The sequence below is a fragment of the Deinococcus piscis genome, assembly GCF_014653275.1.
GTDB lineage: Bacteria > Deinococcota > Deinococci > Deinococcales > Deinococcaceae > Deinococcus > Deinococcus piscis.
On the sequence record NZ_BNAL01000006.1, the window covers coordinates 55,666 to 75,359 of the forward strand.

Annotated in this window: 21 protein-coding genes; 5 read left to right on the forward strand and 16 right to left on the reverse strand. The window is 62.3% G+C overall.

The annotated features are described in order from the left end of the window. Positions 1 to 62: 62 nt before the first annotated feature. Positions 63 to 2,135: an NAD-dependent DNA ligase LigA gene (gene ligA, locus IE158_RS03785; RefSeq protein ID WP_189642342.1), complete on the forward strand. Its 2,073-nt coding sequence runs from the start codon at positions 63 to 65 to the stop codon at positions 2,133 to 2,135. 9 nt (positions 2,136 to 2,144) lie between these two features. Next, positions 2,145 to 2,960, forward strand: coding sequence for a tetratricopeptide repeat protein (locus IE158_RS03790; protein WP_189642343.1), 816 nt, complete (start codon positions 2,145 to 2,147; stop codon positions 2,958 to 2,960). A gap of 288 nt (positions 2,961 to 3,248) precedes the next feature. On the opposite strand, the gene rplL is transcribed toward IE158_RS03790, so the two are convergent. From rplL to rpmG, 7 genes are all read right to left on the reverse strand, one after another. Continuing rightward, positions 3,249 to 3,617 carry a 50S ribosomal protein L7/L12 gene (rplL, locus tag IE158_RS03795; protein WP_189642344.1) on the reverse strand — a complete coding sequence of 123 codons (369 nt, stop codon included), beginning with the start codon at positions 3,615 to 3,617 and terminating at the stop codon, positions 3,249 to 3,251. A gap of 60 nt (positions 3,618 to 3,677) precedes the next feature. Then, entirely contained in the window at positions 3,678 to 4,202 is a 525-nt protein-coding gene (gene rplJ / locus IE158_RS03800; RefSeq protein WP_189642345.1) for a 50S ribosomal protein L10, read from the reverse strand. 169 nt (positions 4,203 to 4,371) lie between these two features. Then, on the reverse strand, positions 4,372 to 5,070 hold the full coding sequence (gene rplA, locus IE158_RS03805) for a 50S ribosomal protein L1 (protein ID WP_189642346.1): 699 nt from the start codon (positions 5,068 to 5,070) through the stop codon (positions 4,372 to 4,374). Then, complete coding sequence (gene rplK / locus IE158_RS03810) at positions 5,063 to 5,497, reverse strand: 50S ribosomal protein L11 (protein WP_189642347.1); 435 nt, start codon at positions 5,495 to 5,497, stop codon at positions 5,063 to 5,065. Before rplK ends, rplA begins: the two co-directional genes overlap by 8 nt. Before the next feature lie 213 nt (positions 5,498 to 5,710). Next, complete coding sequence (nusG, locus tag IE158_RS03815) at positions 5,711 to 6,280, reverse strand: transcription termination/antitermination protein NusG (RefSeq protein ID WP_189642348.1); 570 nt, start codon at positions 6,278 to 6,280, stop codon at positions 5,711 to 5,713. Further along, on the reverse strand, positions 6,277 to 6,456 hold the full coding sequence (gene secE / locus IE158_RS03820) for a preprotein translocase subunit SecE (RefSeq protein WP_189642349.1): 180 nt from the start codon (positions 6,454 to 6,456) through the stop codon (positions 6,277 to 6,279). Before secE ends, nusG begins: the two co-directional genes overlap by 4 nt. 50 nt (positions 6,457 to 6,506) lie before the next feature. Further along, positions 6,507 to 6,674, reverse strand: a complete 168-nt coding sequence (rpmG, locus tag IE158_RS03825) for a 50S ribosomal protein L33 (protein WP_013614649.1) — start codon at positions 6,672 to 6,674, stop codon at positions 6,507 to 6,509. Positions 6,675 to 6,898: 224 nt separating this feature from the next. On the opposite strand from rpmG, the gene IE158_RS03830 reads away from it, so the two are divergent. The 3 genes from IE158_RS03830 (at position 6,899) to IE158_RS03840 (ending at position 11,426) form a co-directional block, all read left to right on the forward strand. Then, positions 6,899 to 9,124 (forward strand): ATP-dependent helicase, encoded by a 2,226-nt coding sequence (locus IE158_RS03830; RefSeq protein WP_229838880.1) that lies wholly within the window; start codon positions 6,899 to 6,901, stop codon positions 9,122 to 9,124. A 41-nt stretch (positions 9,125 to 9,165) separates the two neighbouring features. Then, complete coding sequence (gene rapZ / locus IE158_RS03835; RefSeq protein WP_189642350.1) at positions 9,166 to 10,041, forward strand: RNase adapter RapZ; 876 nt, start codon at positions 9,166 to 9,168, stop codon at positions 10,039 to 10,041. 149 nt (positions 10,042 to 10,190) lie between these two features. After that, entirely contained in the window at positions 10,191 to 11,426 is a 1,236-nt protein-coding gene (locus IE158_RS03840) for a gluconeogenesis factor YvcK family protein (protein ID WP_229838881.1), read from the forward strand. A gap of 66 nt (positions 11,427 to 11,492) precedes the next feature. Here the strand turns inward: IE158_RS03840 and IE158_RS03845 are convergent, their stop codons facing one another. The 9 genes from IE158_RS03845 to ccsA all read right to left on the reverse strand — a co-directional run bounded on the left by IE158_RS03845 (position 11,493) and on the right by ccsA (position 19,653). Beyond that, the gene (locus tag IE158_RS03845; RefSeq protein WP_189642352.1) at positions 11,493 to 12,737 is read right to left on the reverse strand and encodes an S-layer homology domain-containing protein; all 1,245 of its coding nucleotides are present in this window, start codon (positions 12,735 to 12,737) and stop codon (positions 11,493 to 11,495) included. Between the two features lie 420 nt (positions 12,738 to 13,157). After that, positions 13,158 to 13,766: a Rieske 2Fe-2S domain-containing protein gene (locus IE158_RS03850; protein WP_189642353.1), complete on the reverse strand. Its 609-nt coding sequence runs from the start codon at positions 13,764 to 13,766 to the stop codon at positions 13,158 to 13,160. Next, positions 13,763 to 15,019 carry a c-type cytochrome gene (locus tag IE158_RS03855; RefSeq protein WP_189642354.1) on the reverse strand — a complete coding sequence of 419 codons (1,257 nt, stop codon included), beginning with the start codon at positions 15,017 to 15,019 and terminating at the stop codon, positions 13,763 to 13,765. Before IE158_RS03855 ends, IE158_RS03850 begins: the two co-directional genes overlap by 4 nt. Then, on the reverse strand, positions 15,016 to 15,549 hold the full coding sequence (locus tag IE158_RS03860; protein ID WP_229838882.1) for a cytochrome c-type biogenesis protein: 534 nt from the start codon (positions 15,547 to 15,549) through the stop codon (positions 15,016 to 15,018). The genes IE158_RS03855 and IE158_RS03860 overlap by 4 nt, the downstream gene beginning before the upstream one ends. After that, entirely contained in the window at positions 15,546 to 16,136 is a 591-nt protein-coding gene (locus IE158_RS03865; protein ID WP_189642355.1) for a TlpA family protein disulfide reductase, read from the reverse strand. Before IE158_RS03865 ends, IE158_RS03860 begins: the two co-directional genes overlap by 4 nt. A 23-nt stretch (positions 16,137 to 16,159) precedes the next feature. Next, entirely contained in the window at positions 16,160 to 18,181 is a 2,022-nt protein-coding gene (locus tag IE158_RS03870) for a heme lyase CcmF/NrfE family subunit (protein ID WP_189642356.1), read from the reverse strand. After that, positions 18,181 to 18,708: a cytochrome c maturation protein CcmE gene (gene ccmE, locus IE158_RS03875; RefSeq protein ID WP_189642357.1), complete on the reverse strand. Its 528-nt coding sequence runs from the start codon at positions 18,706 to 18,708 to the stop codon at positions 18,181 to 18,183. The genes IE158_RS03870 and ccmE overlap by 1 nt, the downstream gene beginning before the upstream one ends. Further along, entirely contained in the window at positions 18,705 to 18,884 is a 180-nt protein-coding gene (locus IE158_RS03880) for a hypothetical protein (RefSeq protein WP_189642358.1), read from the reverse strand. The genes ccmE and IE158_RS03880 overlap by 4 nt, the downstream gene beginning before the upstream one ends. After that, complete coding sequence (gene ccsA / locus IE158_RS03885; protein ID WP_268248059.1) at positions 18,871 to 19,653, reverse strand: cytochrome c biogenesis protein CcsA; 783 nt, start codon at positions 19,651 to 19,653, stop codon at positions 18,871 to 18,873. The genes IE158_RS03880 and ccsA overlap by 14 nt, the downstream gene beginning before the upstream one ends. Positions 19,654 to 19,694 lie beyond the last annotated feature (41 nt).

The following is a 19,694-nucleotide window of genomic DNA, read 5'->3' on the forward strand; positions in this document are numbered from 1 at the left end:
TATGGACGCCTACGCGCTCCGGCGGGGGCTTCGATATATGCTGGCCCCGCTATGCTGAGGCCATGTCCGCCGAGCCATCTGCCCAGTCTGCCCCCCAACCCGACCAGCCGCTGACCCACGCCGACTATTTGAGCCTGCGGGCCGAGCTGGAGCGCCACAACCGCGCCTACTACGAGCAGGACGACCCCGAAATCCCCGATGATGAGTACGACGCTCTGGCCCGCCAGGTCCGCGCTGCCGAAGCTGAGCATCCCGAGTGGGCGGCTGCGGGCAGTCCTACTGAAGCGGTTGGTGGGGCTGTCAGTGCGGCCTTTGAGTCGGTGGACCATCCCACGCCCATGACCAGTCTGGACAACGCCTTCGATGACGCCGAGCTGAGGGGCTGGCAGGAGCGGCTGGCCCGTTCGCTGAACGTGGACCCAGCCAGTGCGGACATGCCTGGCGCGCAGTTTCGCTACACCGGCGAGCTGAAAATTGACGGCCTGAGTGTGAACCTGTATTACCAGGATGGCAACTTGCAGTGGGCGGCCACACGCGGCAATGGCCGCACCGGCGAGAAGGTCACGGCGCAGGTGCTGACCATCGCTGGTATTCCGCAGCAGGTGCCGGGCCTGAGTGGTGAGCTGGAAGTGCGCGGCGAAGTCTACCTGTCCCGCGAGGATTTTGCAGCGTACAACGCCCGCGCCGAGGAACTGGGCGAATCTCTGCTCAAGAATCCCCGCAACGGTGCGGCGGGGGCGCTGCGCCAAAAGGACCCGGAACTGACCCGCCGCCGGGGACTCAAGGCCATCTTTTATTCGCTGGGCAAGCGCGACGGCGTACCGGCCCGCACCCAGTGGGAAGTGCTGCAATGGCTGCGGGCGCAGGGCTTCCCGACCAGTCCCTACTCGCGTCCACTGAGCAGTCTGGCTGAGGCGCTCGCCTACCACGCCGAGATGACTGCCGGGCGGGCTGAGTTGCCCTTCGACGCCGACGGAACAGTGATCAAGCTGGATGACCTGAGAATGCAGGAAGAAGCCGGATTTACCAGCCGGGCACCGCGCTGGGCTGTGGCCTACAAGTTCCCGGTGGAGGAAGTGGAGACGGTACTCGAAGACATCAGCGTGGGGGTGGGCCGCACCGGCAAGATCACCCCGCTGGCGCACCTGGCTCCGCGTCTGATTGAAGGCAGCACCGTCAGCCGGGCTACACTGCACAACGAAGATTTCGTGCGCGACCTGGACCTGCGGGTTGGGGATACGGTGGTGGTGCGCAAATCGGGCGGCGTGATTCCGCAGATTATGCGGGTGCTGGTAGACCGGCGGCCAGCGGACGCGCCGCCATTCGTCTTTCCGGCGGAGTGCCCCGAATGCCGCCACGCCCTGGTCCGCACCGAAGGGGATGCCAACACCTACTGCCCCAATCCGGCCTGCCCGGCGCAGCAGTTCGAGCGTCTGAGCTACTTTGTCAGCCGTGAAGCAATGGATATTCGCGGTGTGGGTGAGCAGTTGCTCCGTCAGCTCTTGGCACAGGAACTGGTGCGCGACGCCGCCGACCTCTATACCCTGAGTGCCGAGCAACTGGCCGGGCTGGAACGCAGCGGCGACAAAAAAGCCGCCAATATCCTGGCGCAACTCGAAGCGTCCAAGACCCAGCCGCTATGGCGGGTGATCAATGCCCTGGGCATTCAGCACGTGGGAGCCCGCGTCTCACAGGCCCTGGCAGCCGAGTTTGGTACGCTGGACCGCTTGCTGGCCGCCGACGTGGCTGCGGTGGCCGCCGTGCCAGGGCTGGGCGAGGTCATCGCAGAGAATCTGGTCGCAGCCCTTCAGGACGGGGCCATGCGTGACCTGCTTCAGCGCCTGGACGCTGCCGGTGTGCGCCCGCCTGCAACCGTGCAGGAGCGCGGCACGGCCCTGAGTGGCTTGAACTTCGTGATCACCGGCACTCTCAGCCAGCCCCGTGAGCACTACAAGGCGCTGTTGGAAGGGCAAGGTGCCCGTATCACCGGCAGCGTGACCGGCAAGACCAGTTACCTGCTGGCCGGAGAGGACGCTGGCTCCAAGTTGGACAAAGCGCAGCAGCTGGGTGTGCCGGTGCTGGATGAAGCTGGCCTGGAGGCGCTGCTTACTGCGCGCGGCGCCGAGAACCGCTAGGCTAACGTCATGGAGCTTACTGGTACAGGGCTGTACGGCCTGCCCAATTTCGTTTGGGCCATCATTTACGTACTGAATATCATCTGCTTGGTCCACGCCCTGGTCACGCGCAACTGGCTCTGGGCCGCCTTTTTGGCTTTTGGCGTCTTTATCTCGCAGGGGGGGCTCTTTGTGACCCTGTTCTATGCGTTTAGCGAACTGTTCCCGGCCCTGCGCGGCAGCGGCACCCGTACCCGACGGGCGGTTCAGCACACGGTCCAGACCGGGGTAGAAGCGGTCAAGCCATTAGAAACCAAGATTGCTGAGGCCCAAACGGCCTTGGACCGCAGTGACACCCTCGCCAACCGCAGCAGTCTGGCCCATCTGCTGACCCGCGCAGGTCGCCTAGATGAAGCTCAGGCGACCCTTCATCCTCTGCTGACCGGCATTTACCGCGATGACCCGGTGGTGCTGCTGACCAGTGCCCAATTGGATTTGGCCCAGGGACAGCCCGCTGTGGCTGAAAGCAAGCTGAGTCAGGTGGAATTGCAGACCTCGGCGGCCACCCGCACTCGGGCACTGACCCTACTTGCCGAAGCTCAGGCGCAGCAGGGCAATTTGGACGGTGCCGAGGCCCGCTATCAAGAAGCCATGCATGCTGCCACCACTGAGGAACCCCGTGCGCGCTACGCAGAGTTCCTGCTCAAGCAGGGCCGCGCCGAGCAGGCGCACGAAGTGCTGAACCGCCTACTTCAGATCGAAAATGAGGCCACGCCGCTCTACCGCCGTCAGGAGCGCGAGTGGTTTGAGTTGGCCGCCAAGCTGCGGCGTCAGCTACGGCGCTAAGGTCGGGGTACTGACCTGCTGCCGAGTTGCCGAGTTAAGGCGGGTAGGGCCTGAAAAGGAGCGTAGGTCTGCCCCCTCTATCTGCTCAACTAGACGCGGGGCTGGTGGTTCTGCTCAGGTATCCTTCATAGACAGTCTGTATCGCGTGAGCCCTTTAATAGCGTTCCGTTCTCTAGTGTCAGTTGCCCCGAGCCTTTGGCCTTGGCTTAGAGGAAAGCTGAGAGCCCAAATAAAAGCCCCCCGCCACTGTGGCAGGGGGCTTTGCACCTCGGTACTGTAGGCAGAACCTTACTTCAGTTCGACCTTAGCACCAGCAGCTTCGAGCTGCTCTTTGATCTTGTTGGCTTCGTCCTTGGAAGCGCCTTCCTTGATGGCACCGCCCTTTTCGGCCATGTCCTTGGCTTCTTTCAGGCCCAGGCCAGTGATGCCACGGATTTCCTTAATCACGTTGATCTTGCTGGAGCCAGCGTCCACCAGGATGACGTCGAATTCGTCTTTCTCTTCAGCAGCGGGAGCAGCAGCACCGCCAGCAGCGCCACCAGCAGCCACAACGGCTTCAACGCCCCAGGTTTCTTTCAGGCCGTCGATCAGGTCGGCGAGTTCCATGATGGTCAGTTGGCTGAGTTGGTCAATCAGAGCTTGTTTGTCGTATGCCATGTTCGTTTCCTCCAGGGAAGGGATTTTTAAGTATGAATGAGAGGGGAGAGGATGCTGGACTTACTCAGCAGCGGGGGCAGTGGCAGCGCTACCGCCATCGGTTTCCAGCTTGCCTTTGTAAGCTTCCAGCGTGCCGATAAAGGTTGCCAGGTGGGTGGACAGAACGCCCACCATTTCGGCTTGCAGGCTCTGCTTGCTGCCCAGGGTCGCCAGCTTGGTAATGACCTTGGTGTCCACGCGGTTGCCTTCAACAAAGCCACCCTTGAAAGCAGGGATACCGGCTTCATTGGTCTTGGCAATATCGCTGAGGGCTTTGGCGACGCCAGCGGGGTCTTCGCTGGCCAGCACCAGGGCGCTGGGTCCGGCGAGAATATCGGAGAAGTCCTGATCATTGCCTTGCAGGGCCAGGTGAATCAGGGTGTTCTTGGCCACGATCAGCTGGCCGCCCTTATCACGAATATCCTGACGCAGTTTGGACAGCTGTCCAGCGCTCAGACCCTGGTAGTCCACCAGGTAGAACGACTCCACGCCAGCGAGGCTCTGTTGCAGGTCACTCAGGCTTTTTTGATTGCGCTCATTGGCCATGTTGACCTCCTTCGCTTGGGATGTGCTGCTTAGCAGCTTGGGGTCCAGGTGCGGGCACCTGGCATCTCGGCGGGATATTTAAACCTGGCAAGGGTCCCCGCTGTCTACGGTGCCGAAATTGAAGAGGTGCTGTTCGCACCGGGGTGCCGTTAGGGCAAAAGTTAGGAGCTTAGTTCTGAGCAGCGCTCAGGCTCAGCTGAATGCTGGGGCCCATGGTGCTGGTCAGGTAAGCGCTGCGCAGGAACACGCCTTTAGCTGAGCCTGGCTTGGCCGCTTCCAGGGCCTGCACCAGCGCGGTGTAGTTGGCCGTCAGGGCGTCAGCACCGAAGCTGGCCTTGCCGATAGGAGCGTGGATCACGCCGGTCTTGTCGTTACGGAACTCAATGCGTCCGGTCTTGAGACCGCGCACCATTTCGTCCACGTTGGTGCCCACAGTGCCGCTCTTGGGGTTGGGCAGCAGACCACGGGGGCCGAGCAGACGGGCCAGCTTCTGGCCAATCTGGGCCATCATGTCAGGCGTCGCCACAACAGCGTCGAACTCCATAAAGCCGCCAGCAATGCGGTCAATCAGTTCTTCACTGCCTACCACATCAGCACCAGCAGCTTCGGCAGCGGCCACGTTCTCACCTTTGGTGATCACGGCCACTCGCACTTCACGGCCAGTGCCGTGAGGCAGGGCCACAGTGCCACGCACGCTTTGATCACTCTTGCGGGGGTCAATGCCCAGACGGAAGTGCACTTCCACGGTTTCGTCGAACTTGGCGTTCGCCAGTTCCTTGACCAGGTCAGCAGCTTCGGTGATGGGGTACTGACGGCTGCGGTCCACCTTTTCCTTCAGGGCGCGGTAACGCTTACCATGCTTAGGCATTGGGGCCTCCTTCGATGGTTACACCCATGGAGCGGGCGGTGCCAGCTACAGTGTTGGCAGCAGCCTCGACAGAGCCAGCATTCAGGTCGGGCATCTTGGTCTGGGCAATCTCCAGCACCTGGTCCCAGTTCAGCTTGCCCACTTTGTTCTTGTTGGGCTCGCCGCTTCCTTTCGCCAGGCCAGCGGCCTTGCGGATCAGGTAGCTCATGGGCGGGGTCTTGGTGATGAAAGTAAAGGAGCGGTCCGCGTAGATGGTGATCTCTACGGGAATAATCGCGTCACCTTTGTCGGCGGTCTGGGCGTTGAACGCCTTGGCGAACTCCATGATGTTCGCGCCGTACTGACCCAGGGCCGGACCCACGGGAGGGGCCGGCGTGGCCTTCCCTGCGGGGAGTTGCAACTTGACAATCCCTAAAACTTTTTTCATATCTCCTCCTTAGCTCCCCCGTGACGCACGCTCGTGTCTTTGGGGTGCTGGCGCTAAGTGCTGCAACCAGGCAGCAACTTTTACAGTATGCCAGTCCGGGGGGCTGGGTGCAAGAGCGCTGGCTTAGGCCAGCCCCCCTGCTTTTTGAGTCTGTGAGGTCGTGTAGGAACCTACAAATCCACACCGACTCCACTCATTCGGCAATTGAGAGCCTTACTTGCTGACTTGGGCAAAGTCTAGCTCAACGGGCGTTTCGCGCCCGAAGATGCTAACCAGCACCTTGACTTTGGCCTGCGGAGCATTGACCTCGCTGACCACGCCGTTAAAGTCAGCAAAAGGACCACTCTTGACCTTGACCAGATCGCCAGGCTTGAGGTCAATCTGCACTCTGGGCGCTTCTGGCTTGGGCACTGCACCCACGCCAACCGAAGCCAGCAGGCGCTGCACTTCGTCAGGCGACAGCGGCACCGGGTAGGTGGCCGTTCCCACAAAGCCAGTCACGCCGTTGGTGTTGCGCACCACTTCCCAGGATTCGCCCAGTTCGCCTGGAGCATCATCGTCCTCGATATCCATCTGCACGAAGACGTAGCCCGGGAACAGCTTGCGCTCTACAGTTTCCTTCTTGCCGCCGTCTTTTAGCTCCACGGCCTGCTCACTGGGCTGCAACACCTGAAAAATCTTGGTGCCCAGCATCCCCAGCTTGCGGGCGCGCTCCAGCAAGTGCTGCTGCACCCGGTCTTCCTGACCGATATAGGTATGGACCGCGTACCACTCAATACTCATAACAACACCGCCTGAATCAGGGTGGTGAAGAGCAAGTCCATCAGGTACACGATGAGGGTCAGCGCCACCAGAAACAGCAGCACTGCCTGCGTGCCTTCCCACACCTGTGCGCGGGTCGGCCAGCTGACGCGGCCAAGTTCCTCGCGCGATTCCCGTAGATACTGACTCAGATTCATTCACTCACCTCACGGAAAACCCGCCGGGCTACCCCAGCAGGTTGTTCCAATCAAACCTTTTTCTCTTTGAAGGTGACGTGCTTCTTGGCCACGGGATCATACTTGCGCAGTTCCAGCTTTTCCTGGGTGTTGCGGCGGTTCTTGGTGGTGGTGTAGTAAAAGCCCGTGCCAGCGGTGCTTTCCATCTTGATGATCATGCGGGGTCCGTCTTTAGCCATGATAAAACTCCTTTCGCAGCTTACCGGACCACTGCTGGTCGGCAAACTGCTCCCAGCAAGACAACCTCGTGTGGGCACCGAAGCGCCCCTGTGCGTCAGGCTGGTAAAATCCCGCCTGTCGGCGGGCTAACGCCCCAGTATAAAGCACTGCCTAGTGCTTGTCCACGCACAGGGGCGAGGCTCCTCACGGTGCCGCGCTGCCCGGCACTGTTACACTGACCCGCGTGAAAGCCGACGCCTCCCAGGACCTCCTCTCGCAGCTCAACGAACAGCAGGCCGCTGCCGCCGACCACTTTACCGGCCCTGCCCTGGTGATTGCCGGCGCGGGAAGTGGCAAAACCCGCACACTGATCTACCGCATCGCCCACTTGATAAACCACTACGGCGTGGACGCTGGCGAGATTCTGGCCGTCACGTTTACCAACAAAGCGGCGGCGGAGATGCGCGAGCGAGCCAGCCGCCTGGTGCCCGAAGCCGATAGGCTATGGATGAGCACCTTTCACTCGGCAGGTGTGCGGATTTTGCGGACTTACGGCGAACACATCGGCCTGAAGCGCGGGTTTGTCATCTACGACGACGATGACCAACTCGACATCCTCAAGCAGATTACCGGCGGGATGTCGGGCTTCGGTCCTGACACCAACCTGCGTGCGGTGCGCGGCTTGATTGACCGGGCCAAGAGCAATCTGGAAACACCTGCCCAGATGGAGCGCAGCGGCGAGCCGTATCTGGCAGGGATTCCGCGTGAACTGGCTGCCGAGGCTTACCGTCAGTACGAGTCGCGCAAGAAGGCGCAGAACGCGATTGATTTTGGCGATCTGATCACCGAGACGGTGCGGCTGTTTCAGGAAGTGCCTGCGGTGCTGGACAAGGTGCAGAGCCGCGCCCGCTTCATTCATGTAGATGAGTATCAGGACACCAACAAAGCCCAGTACGAGCTGACCCGGCTGCTGGCTTCACGTGACGGCAACCTGCTGGTGGTGGGTGACCCGGACCAGAGCATCTACCGCTTCCGTGGGGCGGATATTCAGAACATTCTGGATTTCCAAAAAGACTACCCAAGCGCCAAAGTATACCGCCTGGAAAGCAACTACCGCTCCAGCGCCAACGTGCTGACTGCCGCCAACCGCCTGATTGAGAATAACTCCGAGCGCCTGGAAAAGACGCTGCGGCCAGTCAAAGAGGGCGGGCACCCGGTGGCCTTTCACCGCGCTGCTGACCACCGGGGCGAGGGCGATTTCGTGGCCGATTGGCTGACCCGGCTGCACGGTGAGGGCCACGACTTTGTCGATATGGCCATCCTGTACCGCACCAACGCCCAGTCGCGTGTGATTGAAGAGTCGCTGCGGCGGGTGGGGATTCCGGCCCGTATCGTGGGCGGCGTGGGCTTCTATGACCGGCGTGAAATCAAGGACATTTTGTCGTATGCCCGCTTGGCCCTGAATCCAGCCGACGACGTGGCGCTGCGGCGGATTATCGGAAGGCCGCGCCGGGGTGTTGGCGACAGTTCACTGACTCGGCTGCTCGACTGGGCGCGGGCCAATGGGGTATCGGTGCTGGAAGCTTGTGCCCGCGCCGAGCAGGACGCCATCTTGGAGCGTGGGGCGAACAAGGCCACCGAGTTTGCCGCGCTGATGGCGGCCATGAGCGAAGCGGCGGACAACTACGAGCCGGCCCCCTTCCTGCGCTTCGTGATGGAAACCAGCGGTTATCTGGACATGCTGCGTCAGGAGGGAACAGAAGGCCAGACCCGGCTGGAAAACTTGGAAGAACTGATCAGCGCCGCCGAGGAATGGTCGCAGGACAATCATGGCACCATCGGAGATTTTCTGGATGACGCCGCACTGGTCGCCAGCGTGGACGACATGCGCGCTCAGCAGGAGAACAAGGGCGTGCCCGAAGACGCCGTGACCCTGATGACCCTGCACAATGCCAAGGGCCTGGAATTCCCGGTGGTCTTTATCGTGGGTGTAGAAGAGGGCCTGCTGCCCAGCCGCAACTCGCTGACTGAGCGCGGTGGCATTGAGGAGGAGCGGCGGCTGTTCTACGTGGGGATTACCCGTGCCATGGAGCGCCTGTTTCTGACAGCAGCCGAGAACCGCATGCAGTATGGCCGCACCAACCCTGCCGAGGACAGCCGTTTCCTCGAAGAAATCGGCCAGGACTTTGAAACGTGGAACGCTTTCGGGCAGCCGGTGGACTACCGCCAAAAAAGCTGGAAGGATTTCCGGCCCAGCAGTGTGCCGCAGACCCCGGCGGTCAAAAACACCAGTCCTCTCACAGGCGCAATGGCTTACCGGGGTGGCGAAAAGGTGCGGCATCCCAAGTTCGGGGAAGGGCAGGTGCTGGCGGTGGCTGGCGTCGGCGACAAGCAGGAGGTCACTGTTCACTTCTCGGGTGTGGGCAACAAGAAGTTGCTGGTCAAGTTTGCCAATTTGCAGCCTGTCTGAACATGACGGTGCTGATGTAGCCGCCGCGCTAGACTCGCCCTATGCCGTTCGTTATCGTGTCGGGTCTGTCGGGAAGTGGCAAGAGTTCTCTGCTCAGAACGTTGGAAGATTCCGGCTATCTGATCACCGATAACCTGCCGCCCGCGCTGTGGCTGCATATGTACGAGCTGGCGCGCGCCCAGGGCATTCAGGACGTGGCTGTCAGCGCCGACGCCCGGACACGCGCTTTTTTGCATGACTTGGACGACAGCTTCCGGGAGCTGTCCACAAAGGCGACGGACGTGCGGATGATTTTTCTGGAAGCGGCAGACGAGGTGCTGCTCAAGCGCTACAACCTGTCGCGGCGTGAGCATCCCTTGGGAGAGAATCTGCTGCTGGACTTCGCCCGTGAGCGTGCCTTGCTGGCTCCGCTGCGGGCTTTGGCCGATACCGTGATTGACACCACCGAACTGACTGTGCCGGAGCTGTCGCAGCGTATTGCTGGCCTGCTCAAGACGGACCGCCGCTTTGAACTCCGCCTGATGAGCTTTGGTTTCAAGCATGCGCCGCCCCGTGATGTGGACCTGGTGCTGGATGTGCGCAGTTTGCCCAATCCCTACTACGAGCCGGAACTGCGCCCGCTGACGGGGCTGGACTCCCATGTGGCTGAGCATGTCTTTGCCGATGAAGACGCCGAGGCATTTTATCAGCAGCTTAAAGAATTCGTGCGTACAGCGGCTGAGCGGGCCGAGCGTGCGGGCAGACATGGCTACTCGGTGGGCATAGGCTGCACAGGCGGGCAACACCGCTCCGTCGCTGTGACTGAGCGGCTGACGCGGGAGCTGACTGACCTGAACACCGAGCTGATTTTGCACCGTGACATGCCCAGCATCACCGAAGCGCCTCTGGGAGAGGGTGCAGGGGGAGCAACCGAATGAGGCAGCTGTGGCCGTCAGATGATCCTCAATCAGTGACTTCTCCACTGACTGAGGGTTCAGCTGACGCCGGGGCCACTGTGGGAAGGTTAGGACGCTTTCGCCGTTGGATGACACCGGGCCTTGGAATCAAGCGCTGGGTGTCACTTTTTATGCTGGCTTCTATTCTGGGAGCGCTCAGCCTGTTGGCGTTTGCCTGGATGGGACCGCTGCGGGGCGTTATCTCAGGAACGATCTATCAGCTTCAGCTGTGGCTTCTCCCCGGTGTTTCGCTGCCCTGGGTCTTGGGCTTGCTGCTGCTGTTTGCCGCGCTTGCGCTGGGTGCATACAGCATCTTGCAGATGAACCGCACCTTGCTGCGCGCTGCGGGCATGGAACCCAAGCACGCCGCCCAAGAAATCTATGTGCAGCACACCCTTGGTCGGGGACCACGGATTGTGGCGGTTGGTGGCGGGACTGGCCTATCCAACCTGCTGCGTGGTCTCAAGCAGCACAGCAACAACCTGACGGCTGTGGTGACCGTGGCCGATGATGGAGGCTCCAGTGGGCAACTGCGCCAGAGCCTGAACATGATTGCGCCCGGTGACCTGACCGATTGCTACGCGGCCCTGTCCAAGCACCCAGCCCTCAGCCAGTTGTTGCTGCACCGCTTTGGGCGTGGGGAGGGTCTAGAAGGCCATACGTTCGGCAACCTGTTGCTGGCCACCCTCAGTGAAGAGCGTGGTGGACTGGCCCCGGCGCTGGGTGACCTGCACGAAATTCTGCGAATGCAGGGCAAAGTGTACCCGGCCACCACCATGCCTACCACGCTGGTGGCGCAGCTAAGTGATGGCCGGACTGTGCGTGGAGAAAGCCGTTTGGCTGCAGAACTGGGCATGGCTACAGTCCAGCGTGTCAAGCTGGACCCACCCGAGTTGCCCGCGGTTCCGGAAGTCCTAGCTGCTATTGAGCAAGCAGAGCTGATTGTCTTGGGGCCTGGGAGCCTTTTTACCAGCATCTTGCCGGTGTTGCTGGTGCCGGAAGTGGGGGACGCTCTTCGCCGCACCTCGGCGCGCTTGGTTTATGTGGCAAGTCTAATGACTGAGCCTGGCGAGACGGACGGCCTCAGCCTCACCGATCACTTCCATATCATTACCCAGCACCTCGGGCGTTCTCCCGACTGGCTCCTGCTCAACAGCCAACCACTGGACCTTGCCATGTTGCAGCATTACGCCCATGAGGGCGCTGAACCCCTGTTTTTTGGGAGTGAAAGTCGCAAGTTGAGAGCGCGGCTGCGGTATGCGCCACTGCTTGATCTCTCAGCAGCCCCCTTGGTTAATCATGATTCTGTGCTGTTGGCCCAAGCTGTGCTCACCCTCTATGAAGAGGCAGTGGCTCAACGGCGTTAGTGATTATGTTCCTGCGGCCAAAAGAAAAAGCCCCCATTGCTGGGGGCCTTTTCAAAGTAGAGAGGCTTAGAAGAACAGTTTGACGCCAGCGCGTGCGCCGTAGCCAAAGCCGCCAGTGTTGCTGTCGGTGGAGCCAGCGGTCACACCAGTCACGCCCTGAGCCACGGTGGTGTTGCTGGAGAAGTAGTACTTGCCGTTGGCTTCAGCGAACAGACCCACGTTGGGGGTGACTTTGAAGTCAGCGCCGCCCAGCAGGTTGGCGTAGATGTCGGTGGCCGACTGCTGTGCAGTGGTGCCATCAGTGTTAGGACGGTCCTTACCGTAGACCACACCCACACCAGCGCCAGCGTAAGGCTGAACCAGACCCAGGTCGGTGCCCACGGTAGCGTTCACGTCGGCAGCGATGGCATTGTCACGTCCGGGGATGTACTCCACGTTCACGCGGCCACCCACAGGACCGTACAGGTTCTGTGCGCCAACGGTGCCCAGCAGGCTACCGCAGTAGTTCACACGGCCAGCGCCGTCAGCTGCGGGATCGTTCACGTCGGTGCGGGCGCTCACGAAGGGGCTCAGGCACTGGTAGTCGGTGTTACCAACGAACTGGCTGTTGATGGGGTAGTAGCCACCACCGATACCAGCGTACATGTTGCCAGCGGGGGTCACAGGGGTCACCACAGGGTCGCCGATCACAATGTCACCACCGGTGGTGGGAGCATCAGGAGCGGGGGTCACAGGAGCAGGAGCGGTGGTGGTGCCTTCCAGCTGAGCGATGCGGGCTTCCAGAGCGTCAATGCGGGCCACCAGAGCGCTGCTGTCGCCGGTGTCCATACCCTTGATGGCGGCTTCAATAGCGTCAATGCGGGCCTGTTGCTCAACGGTCAGGCGCTCCACGTCGGTCAGGCGGCTGCTGATAGCGGCCAGCTCAGTGCTGACTTCCTGCATACCACGGGTGATGACCAGCAGATCTTCGTCGCTGATGTCAGAGCCGCTCAGGGCACCGCTCTGCAGCAGACGGTGGAAGATCATGGCAGCCTGGTAACGGGTCAGGTTCTCGTTGCCACGGAAGGTGCCGTCGGGGAAGCCCTGGATCAGGCCAGCTTCAACGATGGCTTCAACGGCGTCACGGGCCCAGTGGCCAGCGGGAACATCGGTCAGCACCACGGAGCCGCTCACAGGAGCATTGGTGGCTGCGGGAGCAGTGGTGGTGGTGGGAGCAACATACTGGGTGTTGTCGGCATAGCCGCCACCAGCTTGGGCTCCAGCAACGCCAACGGTCATGGCCAGGGTGGCCGCAATAATAGATTTACGCATAATACTTTCTCCTTTGCACAGCTCGGCCAGGTGTACAGAACGCACATCTTGGACCGATCGGTGCCTAAGCAGTACCTTAGAGTTCAGCACTCACTGAAATGTGAGAGAAGAACTTATTCCCCTGAAGGGTTTAGGACCACTCAGTGCATGACACCGGCTAGGGTCTATCTCACTGCCCCTGCAGGATAGCATTGTCCTGATAAGAGGCAACACTTTTTTGCGCATTGCCCCTTAAGGTTCCCGTAGTGCTGGGTCACATTGAAGTCAGGCTGCCGAATCCTGGTCTGCCTAATATGTTCGGCAGGTGCCTTGTAGAGCAGTAAAACCGGGACCCGCCCTGGGTTGATGCTTCAAGCGAAAAAGACTCAAAGGTTCCAAAGTCGCCTATCTGGGCCAGATCCGAAAGCCATGAAGCTGCTGTCAGATGGACTCGCTGCCAGTGGCATACAACTGGTTGCCCCGGACTTCCAGGGCTATACGTGGCAAAGGCAACGTGGCCTGTCCGAAGACTGCCTCGCCAGCTTTGAGCGGGTCAAACACGGAATAGTGGCAAGGACAGCCCAGTTGTGGATGCTGCGCTTCTGCGGCGCGGTAGTTGTAGGCCAGGGCCAGCACTTCTGGGTCGCGGACCACCACTACGGGACAGCCCTGGTGTGTACAAAGCCGCGAGAAAGCGGCGAAGTGCTGCTCGCCAGCTGTGATTCCGCCGGGCACTGGCTGAGGCAAGCGCAGCAGTACAGCTGGCGTGCCCTGATAACTAAACTCCAGGCTGTCCCACTCGGTGGGCAAAGCACTAAGCTGGGCCACCTGCTGTGCCGGTCCCGCTATAAATGCAGGTTCGCCCGGCTTTTCTTTGCGCGTGAGGATACGCCCGGCGCGCAGGCCCAGCCAGCCAAATGTGCCGAGGGTACCCGCCACCGGCAAGGTCCACCAATAACTGAGCAGAGAACGCCGACTGAGACGGCGGTATCCCCGAGTAGAGCTGTGCAGGCCCTTGTCATCCTGGGCAGAGCTGTCTGGTCTACTCATGGCCGTTCCTGGACACTGCTTTGGCTGGCCGAGGCTTGACTGGCTGACTCTTGGCCGGATGCGCTCTGCCCCCCTGCGTTCTGGCCGGTCACATTGAGGCCGTTGCCGCTAAGACTGCCTGCGCTTTCATTGTTCATGCTGTTGCCTGTGTCGCTTGGCGCGCTGGATGGCGCTGTTGCAGATGCAGAAGCCCCCGCGCTGCCAGGTTGCCATTCTTGTAATAGATCAAGGAGGGCATTCAGGTCTGCGTCTTTCAGGTCGGGGAACGCTGGCATGCTGGCTCTCCCCTGAACAATGATTTGGGCGGCAGCGTCCCGCGTGAGGTTGGATTCCCGCAGAGAAGGCCCTAGCCCCCCATTGCCCGCCGGGCCGTGGCAGCTGGCGCAGCTGGCCGAATAGACCTCAAGTGCTGGGCTGGCCGAGTTCTGGGCGCTGCGAATGGAGCTGATGAGTTCGTCCGCGTCACGGCCCTGGGGGTCCAATTCGCGGTAGCGTTCCAGCGCGGCGAGTGCCTGCTCTTCTTCGCCAAATTTGACCAGGGCGTAGCCCAGGAGAAGCTGTGATTCGGGCTCGTCAGGGGCCAGGCTGGCGGCGGTCCGAATCAGGGCGAACGCTTGCCCAGCTTCCTGCTCACCCAGCGGCTGCCCACCCATGCTTTCGCGGTTGAGCAGCAGGGTGCCTAGCCGGCGCAGGGGCTGCGGCTGACGCGGGTCTAGCTTGAGCGACTCGGTATAGGCCCGCAGCGCCTCACCGTAGCTGCCCTGCTGAAAGGCGGCGTCACCCCAGGCGTTGTAGCTGGCGGCACTCTTGGCCGATTGGGCGGCGGACCGTAGGCCAGGGAGCTGCTGAGCGGCAGTGACCTGGCTGGCTTCGGCGGCGCCGATTCCTAGCTTTTGCCAGGCAGGGAATAAGGTCAGCGCCCCAGCCAGGGTCAGCGCCAGAGCTACGCCCCAGCCCGCGCGGGCCAAAGCTGCTGAGCGGCCCTGCGCTTGAGGTGGGGGTGGAGTCGCTGGAAGCTCATCCAGCTGGCGCAGGATGCGGGCGGCCCGCGCTTCTAGCGGCAGCCGGACTACGTCACCTGCATCGGTGTCGGGAATCTGGCGCAGCTGCGTATACAGGTCGTCACGCTGCGCTTCTAGAGCGGCCCGCTGCTCAGCCGGCGGATCAAGGACCGGGCGGGCATAGGGCAGCAAGACCAGGGCCAGCGCGGCGGCCAGCATCAGCCCCAGCAGCAGCATCAGCCCCAGGCTCATGCCGGGCCGCCTTTGGTACGGCTGGGAGTGCGCCGCGCCTCACGCTGTACCTGTTCGAGGTAAGGCTGCAAGTCGGGGTCCTGCGCCGGTTCAGTCCTACGCCCAGCATCGGCGGCTGGCTTGGAGTCGGTGGCTGGGACAGCCTGAGGTCGGCGGCCCAGCGTCTGTATTAGCCACCAGGCCCCCGCACCCAGCGCCAGGAGCGGACCTGCCCACAGCACCAAGTTGGCCCCCTGCTTGGGCGGGTCCAGCAGCACGAATTGCCCGTAGCGGGCGGCAAAATGGTCATAGATTTCGCGGTCACTCAGGCCCTGGGCCACCAGCCGCTCGACCTCGGCGCGCATTTCACGGCTGATGTCGTTGGAGCTTTCATTGATGGACTCACCCGTGCAGATGGGGCAGCGTAGGGTGTCTTGCAGCCGCTCGGCCTGGGCCTGTTGCTGCGCTGAAAGTGCCAGGGGCGCAGAGGCAAAGGCTGGGGTGCTTAGGCTCAGCAGGCCCACCAGCAGGGCGGACTGCACACGGGTCACAGCGGCTCCATGCCGATAGCTTGAAGGCCTACGTTGAGCCGCGTGCGGTCCAGGCCCCCTTTGTCCTTGTGGCGAATTACGCCGTCTTTGTCAATAAAAAAAGTTTCGGGGATCGCGCCTACGCCGTAGTTGATGGCGGTGTTCAGATTGTTGTCGCGCAAGTTGGGGTAGGCCAGGGCGTACTCACGGATAAAGTCGCGGGCGTTCTGCTCATTCTTTTCCTCGAACAGGATGCCCACCACGGCCAACCCGTCCGCTCCCTGCTGCTCGCTCAGTTCGCGGAACAGTGGCGCTTCCTCGCGGCAAGGTCCACACCACGACGCCCAGAAATTCAGCACCACTGGCCTTCCTTTCAGCTCACTCAGGCTGACCGGGGTACCGTCCAGACTGGTCAGCTGAAAGTCGGGCGCAGGCTTGCCCACCAGCGGACCGCCAGCCGTCTCGTTGCGGGTGGGGGAGAACAGCGCGGTGCCCAGCGCCGCTACCAGTCCGAAAGCCAGCAGGGGGGGCAGCCACTTTTTCCAGGTGGGGCCGGTGTCTGCCGTGGGCTGCGTGGGGGCGGAATGGGGAGAGGTCGGTTGGGTCATGGGGGTCCTTTCTGGGAGTCAAGTCAGTCGGTGGCAGGGGCTGGGTGTGCGGCGGGGGTGGTGCGCGGAGAATCGGCGAGCCGGGAACGGCGCGGCGAGAGCAGCGAAATCCCGGTGCCCAGCATCATCACGGCGGTGCCCCACCACAGCCAGGCGATCAGCGGGCTTTCGACCAGGCGCACGCTGGCCCACTGCCCGCCCTCGTCAAAAGCGGTCACGACCAGGTAGGTGTCACCAAAAAAGCCGTAGCGCACCGCTGGCGCAGGAAACGCCATGCTGCCTGCCTGCTGATAAAAGTTCATCCGGGCCTCAAACGGTTCGCCGTCAATGCGGACATCGGCAATCAGCGAGTGACCATCCGTACGCTGGACGCTGCGGGTGCCGGTCAGCTCCAGCTGTTCGTGTAGCAGCTGCTGCGGCTGGTTCAGATTCAGGGTGGTTTGCTCGTCCTGGCGGTATACCGTCGAGCACACGATGCCCAGTGCCACCATCACCAGGCCGATGTGGGCGATGTAAGCTCCGTAGCGCCGGGGCTGCGAGCGAATCAGCCCGCTGAGGCTTCCGCCCAGGCCAGCGGCGCGGCGTTCGTGGAGATGCCGGGCAGTCAGTAGGCCCAGGCCGACCAGATTGTAGGCGGCCAGCGCAGTGGTCGCCAGCACACCAGGGTGGCGCACGCCCAGCACGGCGGCCACCAGGGCGGCCACGCCACCGGCCATAAGCAGTGGCCGCAGCGCCCGCCAAAAGGACGCTCCCTCGGCCCGCCGCCAGGGAAGCAGGGGACCAATCCCCATCAGAAGCAGCAGGCCCAGACTGAGCGGCACCGCGAAAGCGTTGTAAAAGGGCGCGCCTACAGAGGTATCGCGGTGGCCCTGGGTGGCTTCGATCAGGGTAGGGAAGAGGGTGCCGAGCAGCACCATAAAGGCGAACACCAAAAACAGCCAGTTGCCCGCCAGGAACGCTCCTTCGCGGCTGACCAGGCCAGGGAGTTCGCCCTGGTCACGCAGCCGGGGAGCGCGCCAGGCGGCCAGCGCAATGCCTCCCAGCAGCAGCAGGGCCAGGAACCCGAAGAACACGCCGCCTACCGGGCCGCCTGCAAAAGCGTGGACGCTCTGTACGATGCCTGAGCGGTTTAGGAAGGTGCCCAGGACCGTGCTGGCGTAGGCCAGGACAATCAGCCAGACATTCCAGCCTTTCATCAGGCCGCGCCGCTCCTGAATCTGAATGGAGTGCAGAAAAGCGGTGGCCAGTAGCCAGGGAATAAATGAAGCGTTCTCGACTGGGTCCCAGGCCCAGTAGCCGCCCCAGCCCAGGGTTTCGTAACTCCACCAGCCGCCCGAGACGATGCCCAGGGTCAGGAAGCCCCAGGCCACCAGCGTCCAGCGGCGCACGGTGCTGACCCAGTGCTCCGACAGCCGCCCGGTGATCAGCGCCGCTACGGCGTAGGCAAACGGCACCGCCAATCCCACAAAGCCCAGATACAGCAAGACCGGGTGGACCGCCATCATCCAGTGGTTTTGGAGGGCAGGGTTGGGGCCAGCGCCCTCGGCAGGGATGGTCGCCAGCGGGGTAAAAGGACTGGCAATGGTGCTGCATACGCCCAGGAAAAACAGCAGGTTGAACAGCATGGTGCCCAGCACCCAGGGCCGCAGGGCGTCGCGCCGGGCGGTGCGGGTCAGGATGACCGCGTACAGCGCCAGCAGCCACAGCCACAGCATGATGGAGCCTTCCAGCGCTCCCCACAGCCCGGTAATCCGAATCCACAGCGGACTGGTGCTCATGGAGTGCTCGGCCACATAGCGCACGCTGAAATCGCTGCCGATCATGGCGGCCAGCAGCGCCCCGATACTGACGGTCACGAAGCCAAACACCGCCACCGTGGCCCGCGAAGCGCTCTGGGCCGCGCGGGGGTCGCCAGTCCGGCCACCCACCACGGCCTGCCACAGCCCGCCGATGCCGAACAGCAGCGCCAGCAAGAGGCTCAGTTGCCCCAGCAGCGCCAGCGGACTCTGGGAAAAGCTCAGGGCGTACCAGCTCAGCAGGTCCACTACTGACCGGCTCCCTCGCTGCCGCCCGTGCTGCTCTCACCCGATTCCAGCAGCACCTTGAGCTGGTCAATATCGGCCTGGGTTTCGGGAACCTTGTACTCCTCGGAGTGCTTGACGATAAGCTCGGTGGCCTGAAAGATAGTGCCATTTCCCGCCTCTTTGTCAAAGCGGCCACGTACGATGACCCCCTGGCCTTCTTTGAACATGTCGCTCACGGCCCCGGTGTACTGGACGGGATAGGTCACGCTGCCGTCGGTCAGATCAAAGCTCAGGTTCAGGGTCTGGGGGTCGTACTTGGCGTTTTGTACCAGACCGCCCAGGCGCAGCAGTCGGCCTTGCAGTTGGGCTTCGGCCTGCTGATACTCGCTGGGCGTCTTGAAGTATTCCAGGCTCTGGCCCAGTGACCCAAAAGCCAGCACCCCAGCCAGGGTCAGCAGGGCTCCTCCTCCCAGAATGGACGGCAGAGGGTTACGGCGGCGGCGGCGGGCACGCGGCAGTGGAGCAGGGGAGTTGAGGGGGTCGGTCATGGGGCTTGCCTCCGTTCAGACGCGGTCAGGTGGGCCTGGGCACGCTGCTCGCGCTCACGGGCCCACTGTCGCTCGGCTCTCAACCGTTGCCACAGCCACAGCAGATAGGCCGCCAGCAAACCAAAAGTCACGGCGTAGACAATCACCACATAGGTGACATATTCAGGATGATCCACGGGCCACCTCCAGATCGTGCGTGGCTTGGGCGGGGAGCTCGGCCATCAGTTCATCTTCTTCGCGGGCGTCTGCCAGAGCGGCAATCTTGGCGCGCACGCGCAGCAGGTACAGGTACATCAGCGTAAACGTCACCACGCCTGCCAGCAGAATCCAGCCATAGATGGGCGAGGCGGCAAAATCGGGGCTGCCCAGCAGCTTGAGGGTCTGCGTCTGGTGTACACCGCGCCACCACTCCACCGCCATATAGTTGACCGGCACGTAGAGGGTGCCCATCAGCCCGATCACGGCGGCCACGCGGGCGCGGCGGTCACGTTCGTCAATCAGGCTGCGAATCAGCAGGTAGCCGCCGTAAATGACCAGGCTCAGCGCAGTGGTGGTCAGCCGGGCGTCCCACACCCAGTAGGTGCCCCAAGTCGGCTTGGCCCACAGCATGCCGCCCACCAGGGTAGAAACGGTAAACAGCACACCCAGCTCGGCCGAAGCCAGCGCCAGCCGGTCGTACCGCAGGTTGCGCTTGAGCAGATACAGCAGCCCGAACAGCCCGGTGCCGAAATAGGCCAGGTAGCTGAGCCAGGCCGCCGGCACATGCACGAACAGCAGGCGGACCAGCACACCCTGATTCTGATCGGGCGGGGCCCCCAGGCCCAGATAGAGGGTCACCAACAGGCTGAGGGCCGTGGCCCAGCCCAGCAGCGGGGTCAGGCGGTCAGCGGGAGAAGAAGCAGAGGTATAGGTCATAGAGAAATTCCAATGTAGCCAAAGAACAATTGAGCCAGGGAGCAATGTAGCCAGAGGGCCATGTATCTAGA